1 protein-coding gene (cut by a window edge) is annotated in these 21,567 nt (G+C 67.1%); it reads right to left on the bottom strand.

The features are described 5' to 3' along the window. Positions 1 to 21,567: the 5' portion of a sigma-70 family RNA polymerase sigma factor gene (locus ABZ552_RS30910; protein ID WP_357441487.1), read on the bottom strand. It extends 12,216 nt beyond the left edge of the window; only the first 21,567 of its 33,783 coding nucleotides appear in the window; its start codon is at positions 21,565 to 21,567; its stop codon lies beyond the left edge, outside the window.

Below are 21,567 nucleotides of genomic sequence, written 5' to 3'. Positions count from 1 at the left end.
GGTCGAAAGGTCAAGGCCGAGTCCGGTCAGGTCGATGGCGCCTAGGTCGATGCCGATCGATTCGGGGGTGTCCGGATCGGATGCGGGTGTGTTCGGCGGTTGATCGGTGCTGGTGCCGGGCGCCGTAGGTGGCGGCATCGGCACTTCGAACCAGATGGTTTTGCCGCCGGCGCGTTCCAGGATCACACCCCAGGCCGAGGCCATCGCTTCCAGCATGCCGAGGAAGAAACCGTGGGTGTCGGCGACGATCCCGGTTTCGGCCCATTCGGCGGCTTGGTCATCGGTGAAAGCGGCGGCGCTGACGGTGCCCTGGGTGGTTGCCTCTTGTCGTGCGGGCAGGCCACGGCTGGTATCGGTGATCCCGACGTGAATCGTGTTTCCGTCGAGCCGGATGCGTACCCGGGCGTCGCCTTGGTCGGCGTAGCGGTAGACGTTTTGGACGAGGTCGGATACGAGGACGGTCAGGTCGTAAGGATCAGGGTGGCCGGCCTGTCGCAAGCGTTGTCGCACTGCTCGCCGCGCGAGGCCCGGGCCCTGTTGCAAGGAGTCCTGCGGTATGCGCAGGTCGAGGATGAGGTCGTGGGGTGGTTGGGAGGGGTCGCTGGTGTCGGCGGTTTCGAAAAACTTGAACCAGACTCGTTTTCCGCTGTTGCGGGGGAGCACCCATCCCCAGGTTTCGGTGTGTGCGTCGAGGAGGTCGACGGCGCGCCACCCGGGGCGGTCATCGCTCTCGCGCGCCGGCAAGGTGCGGCTGTCGTCGCCGACGTGGATCTCGATCCAGCGTCGACCTGGTTGGCCGTGGATGGCAGCGGAGATTTCGGGTGTACCGCCGCCGTCGGCGCGGGCTTGCGACGCGAGTTCCCAGGCGATGGCGGCGGCCCGGTCGATGTGTTCGGCGATGGGCCAGTCGGCCAGCGCCCCGTGCAGCGGTTCGACAGCTGCGGCGATGTCCTGCAGATTCAGGCAACGGGTGGCGGTGTCGACCAGGTGACGGAGTTCGGCGGGAGCGTCCGGGCGGCGCGTGAGCGCGCGGAGGTGGTGCAGCGGGTCGCTGCTGATGCGGTCGGTCCATCCGGTACCCGGCTGTGGCAGGCCGAGGATGTGAGCGAGTTCGTGGTCGAGTCGTTCTGCCCGGCTCTGCCATTCGGCGCGCTGCTCGGGGCTCGTTGTGTCGAGGGCGAGCTCCTGAGCCTTGGCTTCATGGGCGAGGCGGTCGACCACCCAGCCGGGAAGACGGGTGAGGTCGGCTCGGGTTGCGGCGTCGCGGCGCTCGGCATCGGTCATGGAGCGCAGCTCGACATCGATCTGGTCGAGCACCTGCTTGACCGCGCCAGGCAGGCTGTTCTGCAGGGCCGCAACGACATCTGCGGGGGTATGCGTGGCGGCCGCAGCGCTTTCGTCGGCCTCCGGCATCCGTGCGCCGGAGACGGATTCATCTGTACGGTCGGTCGAAGATGCCTGCGGGTTGTTCGGTGGCTCGCTCGGTGTGCCGGACGGGCGCGCAGCGCTTCTGTGCAGCCTGCTCGAGGCGGCAGATGGCGCGGCACCGTTGCGCGGATCGGGCTGAACCGCTCCGAAATCGGAGGCGTCGACGGGTGCCGGGTCCCTGTCAGGCGACAGCGCGTCTTGGTGGGCGTTGACATCTTCCAACGCCTCCACCAGCTCGGTGGTTGTCTCGCGCAGCTCCGGAGTGGGCGTCACGGCTGACCGCAGTTGCCCGGCTTTCTCCCGTAGACGGTCCAAGAGCAGTTCACGAAGTACCCGCAGCAGGTCGGGCGTCCGCGCGGCGTCTACCAGACTCTGTGCTTTCGCATCGGCGCGCAGCACGCCCTGGGCCGACTCTCGGCCATCCTGTGTCGGTGAATCCGCGTCGGCGGCGGCGAAGACGAGCCGGGTGAGCCGTGCCGATTCCTCGCTCAGCCGGTGGAACTCCCGCGTGAATCGCGCGGTGTTGTCCGTGGCGGAAACGTGCGCCGCGTGGATTCCCGATTTCGACTCGTCGGTGGCGGAGTCGATCAGAGCGGCCAGCCGGTCGCGTTCGTCGCGCCACCGGTCTCGTGCGGCTCGCGCACGTTCGCGCGCGGCCACGACGGCATCGCGCCGACCGAGCAACTGTGGCGATGGGATTCGATCGCCTGGCTCCACCGCGTCGGCCGTGGGCTGCACCAGGAGGTTTCGCAGCTCCTCGGTGAGCATCTCCATGCGTGCGAGCAGCTTTCGCTGCCTGGATTCGTCGGCGGGCGTCATCCGGTTCGGGTCGACCGGCGTGGGGAACACTCGCGCCCGGACCGCGGCCGTGCGCGCGAGCTTGTCCTGTACGGCAGCGATCCGCGCACCCCGAGCGGGCTGCACCCCCGGCGGCACCACGGCCGGTTCGGCGGTGCTCAGCTGCCACAGCCGATCCTGGCGCCGCGTGGTCGCCGCACGTACCGCTTCCGGGAGCTCCTCGACCAGGATCCTGCCGGTCGGGTCCACCCGCACCTGCCGGGTGATCATCGGGATTCCCTGCTGCCGCAGTTCGTCCCCCAATTCCTCGTTCAAGGAGACGGGTTGGTAGGGGGCTTCGAACACCTCCAGCCGGACTCCGTCGATGATCCGCCCACGCGGACCGAACTGTAGACCGCCCCGGGCGGCCGCGACCTCGCGGACCGCCAGCTGCTCCGCTTGTGCGCGTGCGAGGATCAAATCGGTGTCGAGACTCTCGCATCGTTGCTCGACCGCCTCGAGATGGTCGAGCAGCGTCTGCAGCCCGGCCGCCCTTTCGCTGTCGATTCTCGGACGGGACTGCGCATCTTGAATCCGGGTGAACAAGTCGGCCACGTCCAGATAGGCCTGGCCGGCTCCGGTTGCGGCCCAGGCGTCGAGGCCGAGGAGCTCGGCCAGGCCGTCGGTCTGTACCAGCAGCCGTCTGACGTCCTTCAGGAGGTCGGCCCGCTGCCCGGCCAGGAAGGAAATATGGTGAGTCCATTGCCCCAGCTCGCCGGTGGGCGGTTGCTCCCACTCCGCGAATCCCGGCAGCGGCTCGACAGCGGCCGTTTCATGGCTGCGAGGGGTGGCACCGTACCTTTCGGCGTGTTGACGTTCCACGAGCCGGGCCAGCTCATCGAACGCGCAGAGCCTCCGGCCGTCGCGTCCGGTAACCACCATAAGCGTGTCCGCGGCTTCGAGGGCCCTTTGCTCGTCGGGACGCATATCGCGCCATTTCCGCGCCAACCGCGCCAACACGCCATCCGGTGACGTGCTCGGGTGGAAGCCGGATGCCGCGGGGACCGGCTCGCGGTCGTTCGCCCGGTCGGTGCGAATCCGCACCTCCCGCCAGACCTGTGCCAGCGGGATGCCCCGCAGGAGTGCCTGCAATACGTAGACCGGATGTGTGAAATCCTTCGGCGCGCTCTTGCCGAATGCATTGTTGGCCTCGGCCAGGGCTTCCGTCGGGTTGAAAACCGCTTTCCCGCCCAGGCCGAGGTCTACCGTGCCCAGGTTCAGCTGGGTGGGTTGTTGTCCATAGTCCTCACCCGCCAAGATTCGGCTACGGGTATCGCTGTCGAGCTGGCCGAGCCAGGTGTCGTATACGGATTTCAGATCGACCCAGCCCGTGCCGTCGGTGTCCGCATCCCATGGACCCTGATAGGTCCGTCGCCGCGCGCGGGCAGCCCCGCCATCGTCGCTCCGGGAGAGTCCGGACTGTCGTAGCCATTCATCGAAAGCCGCTCGACTCTCGAATTCGTTCAACCAGAGGTCGAATGCCGCGAACAGGCGGTCTCCATCGCGCCGCGTCTGTACGACGCGGCTGTAGCCATTGAGCTGTCCCAACCAATCGTCGAATCGGGTCAGCGGCGGTAGCGCACCGGCCCTCCGGAACTCGATGAAATGCTGATACAGAAACCCGAATGCCTTCGCGTCCAACCAGTCGGTGTAGTCATGCCTCCGGTCGAAGCGGGAATCCCCAGGCAGGGCGCCTGCCTGCCGCCGCTCCGCGAGGTGCTCGTACCGGAAGTTTCCGTCCTCCCGCGGAGTGTCTTTCGGCGCCCGTAAGTGCGCGAGCTCGTGCCGGACGATATCGTAGACCGGGTCTCCGGTCGGCGCGTTGAGTCGGCCGGATCGGTAATTTCGTTCGAACAGCTCTCGAATATATTCCGGATTCCCGAAGTAGGTTTCGTTGAGCAACACATAGTTCTCTGGTTCGTCACCGAAAATCCGCCCAGCGGCAGCGAACGTATCACTCTCCAGAGGCAGGACCACCACCGCGTCGGGGCAGATGGCGTCGGCTTCCTCCAACTCGTCGAATATCGCTTTCCGAACCGACATCGCCATATCGACGGAAAGTTTCTCCAGGCCCAGCACCTCGATGCCGTAGGTAGAGTAGAGATCTCCGGCAATCGCCTGTTTCACGCCGCGTTCCGCATCCGAAGCGGTGCTCAGTGCACGGGATTCGGGCAGGGCAGCGGCGGAATAATTCTTCCACGCGGTGGCCGGACCGGACTTCCACACTCTTGCCCGGCCCAAGGGATTTCTTTCCGCCGTCGGCGACGGTGCCCTTGGGGCGGCCGTCGCGGCGACTGTCGACGGTGGCTCGGGACTGCTCGGGCCGTCCGGCTCGTCAGCCATACCGAATTCGTCGGCGAATGCCGCTCGGATCCTCTCCTCCGCCTCGGCAAGGTATTGATCGACGAGCTGCGTTGTTATCCCCAACTTGGCGGCAGCCTGATCGGTCGACAAATCGGCCGAGCGGACCAGGTGCACAATGCGTTTGGCCAGGCCGGGATTCTCCATGCCCGACAATGCTCGGTCGAACTTGTCGGCGAATTCCACATCGGTGAACTGAGGCTCATCCGTCTGATTTATATCGCCCGGTCCGGACCTGCCCTCGACCGGAGCATCCTTCGATATCTGTCGGAGGAGCGGAAGGGCGGTGATCACCTCCTCGCGGGTGAGATTCAGTGCCGAGCTGATCTCGGCAATGTCGGGATTGCCGGTACCGACGCGATTCGCGCGAATGTATTTGTCCACCTTCGCGAGAATGCTTTGAGCTTGCGGCTTCATGCCCGGATAGCGCAACTCCAGGCGCGTCCGGATAACGGAGTAATGAGCGGCCATCAAGGCGGCTGGAAAGAAGCTGCCAGGTGGGACGAAGTTCCGGGTGGCCAGCAGAATTGCTACGGCTGCCTGTTGGGCGTACTCGTTGCGGTGTTCGGCCGGGATGGACCGGCGGGCAGCGACCTCGTCCGCGAGCCGAATGTATCGTTCGAATATCTTGTTTCGAATACTCTTTTCCTCGGCGGAACCCGGTCGCGTTGCAATCAGATCCCAGAAGAGCCGCTCTTCCTCTGGATCGCGCTCCTCGGCGTCCGTGCGCGAGTAGTAGGTCATCAGTGCTGATACGAGTGTGTCATTGGGGATTTCGAGTGCATCCCGGATTCGCCGGAGATCTTCGACGCCAGGCTTGTGGTTGTCTTCGGTGAATCCAACCCAGGCGTCAGATCTTCCAATTCTCCTGGCCAGCTCGAGCGGTGGGATTCCTCGGAAGATTCGGACGCTTCGAATCCAATCGTGTATGGAATCGAAGTCGGTGGGATGGGGAACCGATCCACTGTCGAGGTCCGGAAGGTGGTGCAATCCCCATGCGGTGGCGACATCACTCCAGCGGCCGGCGCGATGCAAGGCGCGACGGTAGATCCGCACCACGGTGAGGTCGAGTGGATCTCGCACCCCGGTCTCCAGGCTCTGGACCGCACCGGCGGAGATGCCGAATATGTTCCCGACTTCCGACCAGGACAGCCTGTTCACGTGCCGGAAATGGCGCAAATACGCGCCGAGAGATTCCGAGTCGAATGGGCTGGGATAAAGAATTGTACCTCTTGGTAGATGTGGGTAGCACTCCGAGATCTCGTCGTAAAGCACATCTTCTTCGGTCGCTGTGGCCTCGAGTAGTGCAACTATGTCATCTTTTGCTGGTCTGCTCTCTCCGGATTCCCAGCGGGAGACCGTGTTTTTCCCCTTCATCAATCGGCCGGCAAGCTGTGACCGCCTCAGATTGTGGGATGTTCGACGGAATACTACATAGTCGCCGATGCGGGCATACCCCTCGGGATACGCGGGCGCTCCATCCGTGGTGAGCAGAGCAGGATAGAGCCGGGCGACATCGCGGTACAGTGCGCGAGCACCGGGAATCCGGCGCAGGGCTGCTCGAACATGCCGGACTTCGAGGTCGCGTTCCCCCCGTTCTGCCGCCTCCCAGGTGCCGGAGGCGGCGCCGACCAACTCGTCCATCCGGGCCGGTGTTGTTGCAAGGAACCGGCGCAACTCGATGTGCCACGTTGTGGTGTCCCCATCGGGTTGCGGAACAGTCCCCACCGGCGCTGTGTCATGCCCGTTCGGGTCGATTCCGGCATATTCGAGCCAGCGGTGCAGCTGTGCCGGCTCGAGGAAATTCATCTCGGCGTAATCGGTGAGACTTTGGATCGGTCGACCGGATCCGTCGGCACGTCGTGCTCGATACCACTCCAGGAACTCGTGCTCGCTGCTGGAAAGAGCGACCCACGGAAGGTCACCATTCTTTTCGGCAATTGCGGCGAGCTGGGCTCGTGAACCACGACCGTACACCTCGCGGGCATTATCCAGATGTGCTTTCACGGTCTGCCCCGTGATGCCGAGGATCGCCGCGATCTCCCGAGTCGTTCGACCGGCGGCCACCAGCGCCAGTATGTCCAGTTGGCGGGCCGTCGGTGCGGGCCGCTTCGCTCTCGGCTCCTCCGAGGGCTTTTCGTCCGGATCCTGGGCGGTCCAGTTGTGCTGCTCTGCGGATTCCCCGGCTCGAGGAAGGGCGCCTTCCTTTTCGGCGACGGCGGCAAGCCGCGCGCGGGAACCGGACCCGTACAGCTTGCGGAGGTTGTCCAGATGCTTTTCCACGGTCCGCTTCGATATGTCGAGAGCGGTGGCGATTTCGTGGTTCGTCAGGCCGGCGTCGACGAGTGCGAGTATCTGTTGCTGGCGGGCCGTCGGCGCATTGACGTTGGCCGGGGGCACCGGGGGCTCCGACGCTCGATGATCCTGGCTGGTGGATTGCGGCTTTCGCGCGGGTCGTGCGGTGAGAGGAATGGCACCGTCCTGTTCGGCGGCCGAGACCAGGTGCCACCGCGATCCTGGCCCGTAGACGGTGCGGAGGTTGTCCAGGTGCTTCTCCACGGTCCGCACCGAGATGCCGAGGAGCGTTGCGATTTCTTGGTTCGTTCGTCCGGCGGCGACCAGGACGAGTATCTCCCGCTGGCGGTCGGTCAGAGCGGCGCGGGGTGATGCCGAATCCCGGCTCGACCGATGCGTGGGGAATTCGGTGCTGCCGTGCCTGCCTGTCCGGGATTCCACCGATTCCGAGTCGAGTGCGTCGGGGTCGCCGAGGTCGATCGCGACAGGGTCGGGACCGGACGCGCGACCGGTGGTTGGCGCGAGTGGATCCAGGCGGGACAGAAGCTTGTTGAGCAGGTCGATTTCGACTTCGCTGATGCCTGACGCGGCGGCCCTTCGTTCCTCCTCGGCCTCACGACGACCGCGCTCGAAGGCGGTTTCGCCGGGTGGTGCCTGGGCGACTGCGCTGCGTCCAGCCGTATGCCGCTCACGCCCGAATGGCATCGCGCCACTCGAGTGTGCGTCACTCGGCGGTGCGGAGACGGGTATTCCGGCCAGGTGCTCTCCGAGTTGCCGGAGTGCGTTCATCACGAACGACTTGGCTGTCGCCTCATCCCGATAACCGAGACCGGACACCATGGTTTCGACCGACAGCCTGCGCGTGAAGACAGCGCGGATGATCTTCCGTTGCCGGTCTGTGAGCGTGCCGAGTGCTTCCTCCAGTTGGTCGGGGGTAGCCTCGGCGAGGAGCCGTGCCAGTTGGATGTCCGACGTGTGCTGCTCGACGACGAGAATCGAAGTCAGACGTCGAGCGGCGGCGACGGCCGGACGGACGGACGGATCCCGCGGAATTGGTTGTCTCGAGCGGAGTTCCGCCAGCAATTGCCGCTCGGCGGAGGATAGCTGGCGACTGGCCTGCGCGATCTGATCGGCAGTGGCCTCGGCCAGCACCGCGGCAGATCCCAGCTCCCTGGTCCTTGCCGCCAAGGCATGTGCCAGTGCGGAGCGGTAGGCGTCGAATCGTGCGGCGCCGTCGTCGCGGGGCCGGTCACGCCCGGGGGTGGCCGGGCTGTCGGCGTACACATCGATCCCTCTGCGCCGTGCCACCTCCAGCATTTCCGCCCAGTGCGGGGTTCCCAACTTCACCGCGATCGAACGGACGGCGGCGCCGACCTGGCGATCCGAAAGTGCCAGCACGGTGGCGATGTCGCGGTGGGAACGACCTTTCGCGACGAGGGTGAGCACGGCGATCTCGTGCTCGGTGATGCCGGGATGGGCTGTACCGGAGTTGGTTTCGGCCACGGTCGACGTTTCGGGTTCCTCCCGGCCGGTCCGCGAGGCTCCGGAGGCGATCTGTGGCGAGGCGTCCGGCAGCGGTGGCGAGACTTCCTCCGCACGCGTGATATCTGCGATCCGCAGCACACTGTTCTTTTCCTGCCGCGACAACGAACCTATGTCCCGGCCGTGATGCAGACCGTCCGCCAGCTCGAGAAACACCCAGCGCGTAGTGACACCGATCTGGTCGAGGTAACTGCGGAGTTCGGTGACCGTCAATTCGGCGAGACGACCGTACCTGGGGTCCGATTCGGTGATGCCATCGGAGCGCAGCACTGCCAGCATCTTCGCGCGGAGAGGGTGGAACCACTTCTGCTCCAGTAGCTCCCGCGCAGATTCGCGCAGGCGTTGAGCGATGTCGCCGCCCGATCTCGAGTCCGAGAGCCGGAATACATCGTCATTGATCTCCAATGCCAGCCGCACGGCGCGCGCGAGCCGTTCGCTTCGCCGCCCGCCCCTCGCTGATACCCCGAGCAGCGATAGCACGTGTCCGAACGTGTCGAGCCCGTACTGTTCCCTCAATTCCGCCGGGTTTGCGGGAGGGGCGGGAGCCGCTTCGACCGTGTCCGCGCCGGGCAGAATGCCGGCGCGGAGAGCCACTGCCACCGTCTGCGGCCGGTTGCGGGTGCCGAGTTTGTCGCGAATAAGGGCGAGCGCCTTGTCGACCGCGCTCGACGAAATCTGGAGGTCGTCCGCGATATCGGCGTTCGTATCGCCGTTCGCGATCCGCGTGAGCAGATCGATCTCGGCGGTAGTCCATCCGGGAACTTCCACAGCGGCTCGGGTGGTCTCCGGCAAGAGTCCGGTGCGGATGGCGACGGCTATCATCGCCGCCCGGTTGTGCACGCGGAGTTTTCGGCAGACACGCATCAGGTACTCGTCCACGGTGAGCGAGGACATGCCCAGCGCCTGCGCGATGTCTTTGCTGGTCTCACCGTTCGCGATCCGGGTGACCACGTTGGTTTCGTAATCTGCCAGCCATATTCGGCCGGTGCCCGGGACGGCGTCGGCAGGGTCGGCGAGCGGGAGATCGCCGATTCTTACGGCGGCAGCCACGATGCCAGGACGGTTGCGAGCGCCCAGTCTCCGGCCGACTCGACCCACCAACTGGTCCACGCTTTTCGGAGAGATCTCGAGGTCTTGAGCGATGTCGTCGCTGGTGTCACCGTTCGCGATCCGCGCGAGTACGTGGATTTCGCGACTGGTCAGCCGGAGATCTTCGCGACCAGGTGTCTCGCCGTCGGCGCGGGGACTACCGGGGAGGATGCCTGTGCTCAGTGCGATGTACACCGCTTCCGCCCGGGTACGGGCACCGAGCTTCTGGCGAACCTGGGTCGCGTAGATGCTCACGGTCCCCGGGGACAACCCCAGCTCCTCCGCGATCTCAGGGCTCGTCATACCCGCGGCTATCAACTCGAGCACCGTGAACTGACGGTTGGTGAGCCCACTATCCGTCTGCTGTGACGAGTCGGTCGCGTGCGTTTCGGCGTCTGTTATAACCTGCTCGCCGGCGTCGACCAATCTGTTGAGCGCACCTCTTTGCACCAAGCTGATCGCTGCACCACGCCGCATTGCGTCCACCGCCTCGGTGACGTGTTTGCGCTGCGTGGCATTCAACTCGAACCAGCCGTCTACCAGACCTCCCACGATGCTGTGCAGCCATTCGCTGGGCTTCGTGCCCGCATCGGCACGCCATCGGTGCGCCTCCGCGATCCCGAACGCCATGCGGTTGAGCTCCTGTGCCACCTGCAGAAGCGGCCGGAAGTCGCGGCCGACCGGCGAAGCCGGAACACCTAGCCGGGCAAGCACTTCCCGGAGTGAGGCCCGGCCGTATCGCTCGCGCAGCTCGTTGAACGCCGTCGCATCCCCCTGCCGCGCGCGCTGCACAGCGGTGTCCGGCTCGTCGGAATCACCGAGGTCGATGGCGACAGGATCGATGCGGGTGCCGGATGTCGTCGCCCGGTCGCCCTCCGACAGGGTGCTTGCGTCGACTGCCCCCATCGGCCCGTCCGGGTGATACCAGAACCCGATCTCGTCGGCCGCACTGCGCACCAGCCGCAGGTCATCGGGCGTGCCCGAGCCTTTCACCGCATCACGGACCGTGGCTTTGGCCGTGCCCGCCGCCTCGGCCAACTTGTCGCGAGGCGGCTGCGGCTTGATATGCGCGGGGACGAACTCGTTGCCGATCCAGCGCGCCGGACGAACGCGCCGCGTCACGAAGTTCGGATCGGTGAGGGCCGCGATGTCCGCGCGGTCCGGCGGTACGCCCAACTGGTGAGCCGCGGCCAGGACGCGTTGCGTAGTCTCGCCGTGCCACGGCTTCTTCGCGCCGAACCGTCCGTTGAACACACTGCTGACGTACGAGTCTCCTACACCCGCCAGCCGGGCGATATCGGCACGGTTCGGTTTCTGCTCGGTTCGGCTCGGGAGCAGGGTGAGGTAGCGCTCCGCCAGACGGCGGGTCTGTGGCGCAACGGTCTCGTCGGCGGCCAGCACCTCGGCGTGCGTGCGGGTCAGTTCGTCGTCGGCGACGCCCACCTGCCGCGCCAGCTGGTTGCGCAGCGTGTGGATCTGGACCGTGTCCAGCGGGACTGCCGCCGGCGGTTCGAGAGTGGCGCACAAGAAGGTCTCACTCGCGGCGACAAGGTGTTCCAGCTCCGGCGAGTCCGTCAGGCTCGTGATCCAGTACAGCTCGGCCAGCACCTCGCCGGTGGTCATCGGCTGGGGTGGGCTCAGGTCTCGCAACCCCAGCAGTGCCCGCAATTCCTGGTCGAGGGCCCGGCGCCGGTTGTCGAAACCGTTCTGGTCCAGCGGATCAGCCTCAGGGTCGGCGGCATCCCGGAGACCGGATTCTTCGCCGTCGCGCCGCTCCAGCTCGGCGAGCGCCCCCTCGTGAGTGGCCGCTTCCTGATCCGCATGCAGTTCGAGCTGGGACCGGATCCATCGACGCATCGCCTGACCGTCGATGCCGGTCACGGCGGTGGGCATGGCGTGTGTCTGTTCCGCGACGAGGGCGAGGGCCAGGCGCACAGCTCCCCGTGTCACCGCACCCGGTGGCAGCCCGAGGTGCTCGGCCAGCGCGGTCTGGGCCGGGTCCGAGGCCGCTTCGGCGGGCTTGGCCGATTGTGTCTCGCCGGATCCGTCGAGGTCGGCGGGGATGGGCGAGGCCTCGTGGGAGCCGGGTGTTGCCCGCCGCAGCGCGTCCGTGACGCGCGCCTGCAACTCCGGGTCCGGGACGTCCGCGGGATCGTCGACGGCGATACCGCTGTGCAGCGCCCAGGCGACCAGCCCGGCGGTGTCGTCGATACCGAGTTTTGCACGTAGGCCGCGCCGGATGTACTTCACCAACGGCACCGAGAGGCCCAGCTCTGCCGCGATAGCCGGGTTCGAGAACCTCCGGGCCACCAGGCGCAGGACCTCGGTTTCCTGCGATGTCAGACTGACATCGGCCGTTGGTTCGGGTATCGGTTCCGGGTGGTCGGCCGACCATGCCCGCTGCGCCGCCATCAGGAGCACGGCCCGATCCGGGGTGCCGAGCTTCACCGCGATGCTGTCGAGCTCGTTGATCACGGTGGCGTGCGATCCGCCCAACGTCCGAGCGATCGCTTTGAGTGACAGGCCTTGTGCGGCCAGCCGCAGCACCTCGGGTTCACGCCCGGTCAGTTCGGACGGGTGGGTGGCGATCCGGGATCGGAAGGCGCGCACCGTGGCCCACGACACCACTGCCGGATCCCGGCTCGTGCCCGGCAGCGACTCGGAGAGCGCCTCCAGCCTCTCACGCTGCGATGACGGTTCCTGCCGCTGCGCCGACACCCGAATCGTGCCGCGCGTGCCGATCTTGTCGGCCAGCCGTGCCAGTACGGGATACAACCCACTGTTCGGCAAGCCGAGCGCTGCTGCGAGGGTCTCGTGTGGCACGCCCTTCGTGACCAGGTGCAGGAGCAGCGCTTCGGACTCGGTCAGCTGCACAGTCCGTGCCGTCGCGGCCGACGACTCCAGGCTGCGCGCCCGGGCCGCTAGTTCCTCGTGATCCGAGGTTCCCAGCTTGGCCTGTAGCTGGATCCGATAGCCTCGCGCTGTAGCTGCTGTAACTCCTAGCTGGTCACCGATCGCCTGATCCGTGCGACCGGCCGCAACCAGGTCGAGAACCTCGCGTTCGCGGGGAGACAGGTCGACGTGCTTCCGCGTTGCCGCGGAGTGGGGATCGCCCGGCTGGAACGCCCCCTGCCGCTGTGCCGCCAGCAGACCGGGCAGCCTGCCCTCGACACCCAACCGGCCGGGGAGCGCGGCCATGAACGTCCGCACTCGATACCGCGTCGTCGCCAGCTCGGTAGCGATTTCGCGATTGTCCAGGCCGTTCGCCGCCAGCTGGAGGATGGCGACCTCGTCCGGAGCGAATTCGGCGTCGATGTGCGGGCCGGATGGTTCGTCCAGCCATCCCTCCCGATCTGCCGCGAGGACCGCGGGAATCACACTCGGGCAGCGGAGTTTGGCACACGCATGCCGGGCGTAACTCTGGACGGTTTTGTGCGAGATCCCCATCAGAGGGCCGATTTCGGGGTACGACAGGCCGCGCGCACTCAGGCGCAATACCTCGAGCTCCCGGGGAGTCAGCCCGCCTCTGTCGGGGATCGAAGCGTCGGATTCGGTCCGATCTGGTTCCTGAACCACCTGTGCGGGAGATTCCCCGGATGCCCGGACGCGAGCGACTGCCGAGGCGAATTTGCGAATCGGAGCCCACAGCAGAGGGTCCATGTCCTCGCCGGGAGCCGGTAGCACCGCTGCGGCCGTCCGGTCCGACTGGCCCGGCCAGAACTGGCGGAGTACCCGCTGCTGGTTCGGGTCGAGCCCGGCCTCGCGGAGAGCACGCCGCAGATCCTCGGGCGCGGCGTCGGCCAGGGCGCGGGCTACCGCGTCGCTCCGTTCGGTCGACGGACCGGCGACGTAGATCGCCATGATCTGCCGCCGGAAGCTGTCGAAAGCGGCACGCCCCGACGCCTGGACCGAGCGAGGCGAGTCGGGGTCGGGTTGCGTCCGGCGCGGCTGCGCGTCGTCGGGGTCGCCGAGGTGGATCGGGGCCGGGACAGGTGCCCGCGCGTGGGACTCACTGTGCTGCTGCCAGAACTCCGGTGGGAACGCCGACCTGCCGTCAGATCGTCCGGGCACCGCACGTGATGAGTCCGTTTGGGGCCCGGGCTGTCCGGGCGTCTGCGCGGTGCGATCCCGGGTGGATGCGACCATGGCGCGGTACTGGGCCTGGAGCCGGGCCAACTCGTCGAGCACGAAACCGGTGTCGGGGTTCAAGTACGCGATTTGCTGTTCCGCGTAGTCGGCGCGGGCGGTGAGGGACATGGCGCGCCATCGCGCGGCCAGGGATGCGGACGGTCCATTCGAGGCGATGCTCGTGCCGAACCCGGACGCAGCCGGGACCGGACCGCGATAGTCCGCCTGCGCCAAGGCATTGCGCTGTTCGGCCTCCCGCAACACCTGGAAATACGGAATGTCTCGAAGCAGGGCTTGCAGGACGTACGCGGGGTGTGTGCGATCGGCCGGTGCGGTTCTGCCGAACGCATTGTTCGCCTCGGCCAGTGCTTCTGCCGGATTGAATACCGCGAGGTCACCCATTTTGGGCTCGTAAGGGCCTATTTCCGTTCCCTGCGACTCTTCACCCGCAAGTATTCGGTTGTATTCCTCTGCCTGTTTCAGCTTCTTCCTGCTGCTGCTGTACGAATCGAGCTGGCCCAGCCAATCGTCGAAATCGAGGTCCGGTGGCAGCATGCCGGCTTTTTTGAACTCAGCGAAGTGGGTGTACAGGAATCCGAATGCTCGTGCCTCTTTGGAGTCTTCGTAGTCCTTTCCCTGGACGGCTCCGTCTCGTAGATGGGCAATCGGCTTTTCGTCGTAGAGCCCCTTCCGCGCGGCTCGATCCTGCAGATGGCCCATCTCGTGACTGACGGCGTCGTATGCGGGATCGCCGGTCGGGGCCATCAGGCGGCCTGCCTGCACCGCCTTGCGCATGGTGTTCCGGAATCTCTCCGGGTCACCGAAGAGGTTCTCGTTCAGGACCATGAAGGTCGGGGCGTCCTTTTCGATGCCTTCGGGAGTCCAGATGCAGGCACCGGTATTGCCGACCATGGGGGCGACCAGTACGACGTCGAGCTCGATCTCCTGCCCTGCCGCGAAACCGTCGACTATCGCATTCCTGATCGACAGAGCCGTGTCCACGGTGATCCCCGGCTTGTCCAGGCCGAGCACCTCGATGTCGAACGTCTCGAACAGCTGCCGGGCGATGGCCTGCTTGGTTTTTCGGTCGGCCTCGGCCGTCCTCGCGGAGTTCGCACGGTCGCGGCTCTCGGCCGAGGGTTTCCGTTGCCGGGCCGCCGAATCGGCCGCCCCTATTGCGATCTCCTGCGCGACCCAACCGAACAGGGTGACCTGAGCGTCGGTGAGGTCGTCGCTGCGGGATCTGGGATCGAGCGCTTCGTTGACGAGTCGGCGTACGGCGGGATTCAGGTGATTGAGGCTGTCGAGCCACGTGTTTCGCGCTCGGCCGAGCAGCCAGTCGCCGATGTCGACGCCCGGGGGGACTTGCCAGCCATCGGCTTCGGCGGCGCCGAGCGTGGCCCGGGCGACGGCGTGCGCCAGGAGCTGGATGCGCGTTGGTGGGGTGCCGTGCTCCGCATTCCCGCTGAGTACGGCACACATGGCCTGGGCGGTGGCGGGGCCGAAATGGCGGTCCAGGGCCTGCGCTGCGGACCGGTCGCCCTGCTGCGCGCGCTGCAGTATCTCGGTGCGGTCGCCGGCAGGCAGCTGGTCGAACGGGACGGTGGTGTCCGCGGCGGCCGCGAGGACAGGCTGGGCGGTCGGTACCTGCGCGACCAACTGGGCGACGGCTGCGGTGTGCGCGTCGTCGAGCCTGCGTCCTTGTTGCAGCATCGTCCCGGCGTCGGTGACGAGTTGACGCTGCGCCGGATCGAGTTGATCCAGGCTCCTCTGCAACAGATTCCGCGCGGTCTCGCGCACGTGGTCGGCGACGTCGGCGCCGATGGGGAGCCCTTGCGACTCGACCTGATCGAATGCCGCGTCGCGGACGGCCTGCGCCACCGGCAGCAACGGTGCGGCCGCCTGTCCGCCAGGTGCGTCCAGCACCTGCAGGAGGTGGCGGAGGGTGCTGTCGCCGTGCTCGTCACGCAGGGCGGGTGCGACCGGTGGGTTACCGGAATCCAGGTTGGATGCCGCCCCGGCGGCGAGGCCGGCGGCGGTCGGAAGGGGGGCGCCGTTGTGGGTGGCGGCAGGCGCGTGCGGCGTCGCATGCGGAGCCGTGGTCCCTGCGGATCGGGGAGGGGGTTGCTGGGGTTGCCGGTGCGCGGTGCCATGTGCGTCCGCGGGTGGGGCGTTGGCTTGGTTGGCGCTCGCGTACTTGGAGGCGAGCTGATTCTGCTCGACGGCGTCCTTCATCGCCGGGACGGCATGCTTCCACAGGTCGGACTCGGCGTTTCGCAGCGCCGTTTCGGTCCTGTTGAGTTCGATGCGCGTCGCCTCGGTGTTGAGGGCCTCGTGCTGTTCCTGGGCGGCGCGGTGAGCCTGGACGGCTTCCGTGTATTGGACGATCTGCCGCGTGACGCCGTGGTCGGTGACCCGGCCCAGGAAGTCCTCGGGGGAGACGTAGTGCACCGCCGAACCCGGGGTGCCACCGTGCTCCCGGTCGTCGCCGGATCCGCCACGGGCGCCACGACCATCGACCTGGTCGTTCACCCGCTCGGAGTACGACGGACCGCCGCTGACCTTGACGTCGACACCGCCGAGATCGATCACCTCCTGCGACGGCGTCGGGTCGGCGCCGCGGCCGCCGTCCTTGTTGGTGATGTAGATGGTGCCCTTGTCGCCGAATTCCTCGATCTTCTGCCTGACCAGGGCCTCCGCGCCGGCATTGCTGCCGCCGTGCTCGGCGTAGAATTCCGCGTCGACCACCTCGAACTTCAGCTCGAATGCCTCGCCGTGTTCTTCCTTCGCCGCTGTGCGAAGCAGGTCGATCAGTCCGATCCGCCCGGCATCCGGGTCCCCCCGGATCTCGCCGTTGTCCATGCACACGACCCACTGCGCACGGCCCGTTTGCTCCCCGTCGACAACATGGGCATCCCGCACGATGTCACGGGCCAGCTGGGTGAGTTTCGCGTGCGTGTTCTCGTAGAATTTCGGCGGTTCCACGACCCGTTGCGAGGTATAGAAAGTCGGAAGCTCCGGCACCGGCCCTACGCCGTACAGGTCGTAGGTGATGCCCTCCACGCCCTTCATGGTCCCGGACAAACCAGACGGATCGAACAGCAATTTGCTGCCGATCAACTGCTGATCCGACATGCGCAGCGAATGTTCCTGATTCGCCCGGACCGGCAGCCCTTCCTTGAGGTCGACGAACTGACCGACGTCCTGCCAGCGCACCTCGGTCGACTTCGTCCTGTCCCACATCGCCTTGTCGTTGGTCTCGTGAGCGAGGATGCCGATCTTCGCGCCCTCGCCGTCGTCCGCCCGGGTGATGTAGTGCGTGCCCTTCTCCAACCCCCAGCGGGCGTTGGCGGCATCGGCGTACAGCTTCAGCTCCGAGTCGGTGACCGGTCCACCCGCCACCTTCTCCAGCTTGGCGACCGCCGCCGGGGTCGTTTCCGCGGCCCACATCCCCCGGGTGTTCTCCGGCCGCTTGAAATCCGCTGCCGTCAAACCGTGTTCGCGCTCTGCGGTCGTCAGCCGATTCCAGATTCCCTGCAGTTCGGCGACCACCTCGGGTGTGGCCTCCTTCGCCGCCCCGGGGGAAAGTACGCATTCGGAATTGCCGTCGAAGATGGTGTCGAATTCGTCGATGGTGAGCTTGCCCGCCGGGAACGGGTCGTACCGGAGGTCGAGGCCGTGGTCGGATGCCGCGGTATCCAGCCTCTCCTTGATCAGATCGATCGATGGTTTCGTGTTGAGGAATTCTCGCAGTGCCGTCACCTCCTGGTGCGACATGCCACTGGCCACGAGCTCGTTCATCATCGAATCCGCGACCTTCAACGCGCGGAACAGGTAGTCCTCTTTGGTGCCCACGACGATCCGGCTACGGCCGGGTACCGGATCCGGCAGCGGACCGTCCTGATTCATCCGGACCACATCGATCCCGGTATCCGACTCCGGCCGCACCACGAATGCGTCCAACTCAGCGGCCAGCTCACCGGCCAGCAGATCACTACTGGTCCACGCGTGTGCGGTGCCGTGATCGATGGCGTCGGACACCTTCTTCATCACCATGACAATGGTCTTGCCCTCACCGGTCTTCATATCGACCGGACCGTGCTCGAGCAGCAGGAACGCCGCGGCCTGCGTCTCACGCACCAGCCGATGCCGGTCGTCACCCCGGCGAATCCATTCCGTCATCGCCGCGACGCGTTCCTCCCTGGATCCCCGCACCATCGTGTCGGCCAACGCCTCCGGTGATGCGTTCTCCAACGGGCTCCTACCGTCGGCCGTACTGCCCGGCTTCCGCAACTCCCCGATCGCGCGACCGGCATCCAGTGCCGCGCGTACCCGATCCTGGGCAACCACCTCGAACACGGCCTCGCGATCGGTGAGCCTTCCGGCCTTGTAGTCGTTCATCAGCGAAACACCCGCGTTGTCCGAGATTTCGACCAGGTCACGGGCTCTAGCGTGGGCCGCGGCGTCATGCTGGGCTACCGCCGCCTCGTACGCATCCCGGCACTCGGCCAACTCCGCCTGAGCCTGCCGGAGCTGTTCCTGAGCGGCACGCGCGGCTTCGACGGCCACCCGATCCTCCGCCGTGCCCCGCCCGAACAGATCGCGCATCTCGTCGCCGAAGCCGACGCGGGTGGCCCGCTCATGCTCCTCCGCCACCCGTACGGCCTTCTCCTGCCGCTGCAGCTCGGCAAGGGCGGCCCGCTCGCGCTCGGCCGCCGCTTCGACACGCTGCCGGTGGTGTTCGCGCACCAGCTCGTTCTGCTGCCGCTCGGCCGCATTACGCTGCTCTACTTCGGCTCTCGCCCTCGCACGCGCGTCCGCGGCGGGGTCCTCATCGCGAGCGGTGGGCGGCGAATCCGAATCATTCTGTGTGCGAGAGGTCTCGGACTCGGGCGATCGCGCGTCCGTGTCGTCGGGGTGATCGGATTTCGTCTTCGCTTGCTGCTCACCCGCGGCATCGTCGCCCGCACGACCGCCGGGGACATCGTCTCCGCTGGTATCGGACTCGCCGGGCTTCGGTTGCGATGTTCCCGCCTCGTCGACTACATCGGGATGATCCTTGGCCTGTGGCCCATTCACGTTGTCGTCGGCCGCGCGTGCGTGCTCCGGTGCCTTCACCTCATCCGGTTGCGTGGCTCGCGCGGTTTCATCGCCTGTGGTGCCGTCAGCTGTGCGACCATGCTCCGACTCCGGTTCGGCGGAGCCGTGCGGTGTGTTCCGGTTGTCATTGTCGTGGGCGGTCGCCGACCTGGAGGGGTTGTGGCCGTCCTCGGCCGGCCCGCGCGGTCCTTCGACCGGTTCGACGGCCGGAGGGCGCTCCGCGGCGGCAGTCTTCGGGGCCGACACACGTGGCGGCCGATTGCCTCCGGCTGCAGCGGGCGAACCACCGGCAACGGGTGCGCCGGGCTGGCCGCCTGCGGCCGGTCGCGCCGGGCCACCCGACGGCTGCGCGGTCTGCCGCTGCTGCCCGCCCGAGTCCACGAGCCTGTCCCCGCCGGGGGAGCGCGGACCGGAATCACCGCGCTGTGGAGCGGGCGACGGGTCGACGATGATCGTCGCAGTCGGGGACACGTCGTGGTCCGATGACAGGCCGTCGGCCGAATCCTTTTGTGCCACCGTCGGTACCAGCTCGGACACGGCCGGTTCGGGATCGGTGGCCCCGTCGGCAACCCGGGGTGCCCCCCGACCCTCGGTCGCCGGCGCAGTCGGGCTCTGTTGCGCCGATGCGTCGTGCGGATCGGCCGCGACGGGTCGCGGACCGGAGTCCTCGTCCGCTGCGACACCTCGTTGCCGAACCGATGACGACGGCCCGGCCGCCGGATCGTCGCCTCGGGCCTCCGCGATGGCGCGGCCTCGCCCGGCTGCCGGATCGTCGCCGCGGGCATCGGCGACGGCGCGGCCTCGCCCGGCCGGCCCCTCGCCCGCCGTGTCCCGGCCGCCGGGGTGCGGTCGGGCCGTGGCGGCGGCGTTGTCCGGCACCGCGGCGTGCTCCGGCGTGGAACGCGGTGCCGACGAGGTGCTTTCGGAGCCGACTCGGTTGCCGTGAGCCGACCCGGGCGTGGCATCGGCCGGTCGAGCGCTGCCCTCGCCCGTATCCATGGGGCGTGGCCGCACCGAGTGGTCGGGCCCGGCCGCAGGGTGATCATGTTCGGTGGTCTGCCGTGCGGCGCCCGCGTTCTCGGCGGTGCTGTTATCCGAGTCGTGCGGTGCTGGAGGCAGTTCCCCCTCGGCAGGAACCTTTGCGGTGCCATTGACCTCGGAATCTGCCTGTGCGGCAGGAGCCTTTGCGGCGCCACCGATCTCGGAATCCGACTGGGCGGCAGGAACATTCCGTGACCCAGGCGCCTCCGCCGACGTCGGATCCGTCCCGATGTTCGGCACGCCGACCGGGTTGACAGTGGACGCGATGGCGGCCGCGGGGAAGGTGACCGTCTTGACGGGATTGACGTTGTCGATCAGGGCGCCGGGCATGCCTGCGGGTGCTTCCCAATCCATGCTGTTGTTCGGCACGGAGAACGGCTGCTCCGGAGCCGGCTTGAACTCCTTCGGCGGCGACACATCGGGTGGTTGATTGCCTCCGTCAGCCTTCGGCGTTGTCCCTGCGGGGGTCGGATCCGCGGGTGTGGCAACGGCGTCGGAGGGTGGCTTGACGGACTTGGCCGGGTTGAGGTTGTCGGCCAACCCATTCGGCAGATTCGCGGGCTGCCAGTCGGCATTGTTCAATGGGAGTGTGGGACGGGCTGGCGCGTCCGCGGTGGCCCCAGCTTGGCTCAGCAGCGCCACAAGATTGTCGATTTGTTGTTGCTGATGGGTGGGGGAGGGGTTGTTCGGATCGAAGTCGGCGGTGACGATGCCATGCGAGCGCAGTGCGTCGACGAGCGAAGCAGGCGACGCTTCAGCCGTGGCATCCGGTGCGGCGGCGGGGACGGCGGTCGTGTCGGGAAGTGGTGCCCGGCTGCGCATTCCCTGTGCCGCGAAGCCTGCCGCGCCGATGAATCCGCTGCCGATACCGGGGATCAGGCCCTCGGTGAAGGCCTTGCGGCTGAACGGCTGGTCCGACAGCGCAAGCGAGACGGCGGTGCCGCCGAGAGCGCCGACGGCTCCGGCTCCGGCGCCGACCATGGTGGTGCCGGCGAGCTGCAGGGCCACCCGTCCGGCGGTGCTGTTGGCGTTTGCGCCGATGGTGGCGACCTTCGGCCCTGCCCAGAGTCCGAACATCATGCCGAGCAAGCCACCGGCAGCGCCGGCGGCCGTTGCCACGCCGACCGACGTCCAATCCATCTGTTCGCGATCGCCCTTGGCGACCTGAACCGCCTGGGCGCCGGCTTGGGTGCCGCCGCCCAGGGCCACCCCCATCACGATTCCGTTGCGCAGCAGCACCATCGAGCCGCGTTCCGCGGCCAGTTCCGCACCGCGTCCGGAAAGGAATGCCACGAATCTCATCCACGCGCGCTGCGCCGCGGTTCGGGTCGCCATCTGCGCTATGGCGGCCTGGATCGGACCACCGGCCGCGAACATCAGTGCGCACCGGGCCAGCTGGATGGCCAGGATCACGGCCATGCTGATGATGACCATCTTCTGCAGCTCGGTGGCGTTGGCGCTCTCGTAGAGCTGCCTGGCGAGGCTGTCGCAATTGGTGGCCAGCTGTCGGAAGCGTTCGGCCGTGCTCCGGTGCTTGTCAGCGATCGCGGTGACGGTGGCGCCGTGTTGGCCCTCGGGCGGCTTTGCCTTGGCTTCGTGATATTCGGCCTGCCCACGACACCATTCGGCCTGATCCGACCAGGCATCGGCGGCGCGTCGTTCCGCGTCCTCGTCGCCCAGCGGGAAGTGCCCGGCGACACACATCACTACGACCGGGGGGAGCCAGTCCGGCAAACGCAGCGTCAT

This window comes from Nocardia sp. NPDC019219, assembly GCF_040632645.1.
In the GTDB taxonomy this organism is placed as follows: domain Bacteria; phylum Actinomycetota; class Actinomycetes; order Mycobacteriales; family Mycobacteriaceae; genus Nocardia; species Nocardia sputorum.
This window is presented reverse-complemented; position numbering and strand designations above follow the sequence as displayed.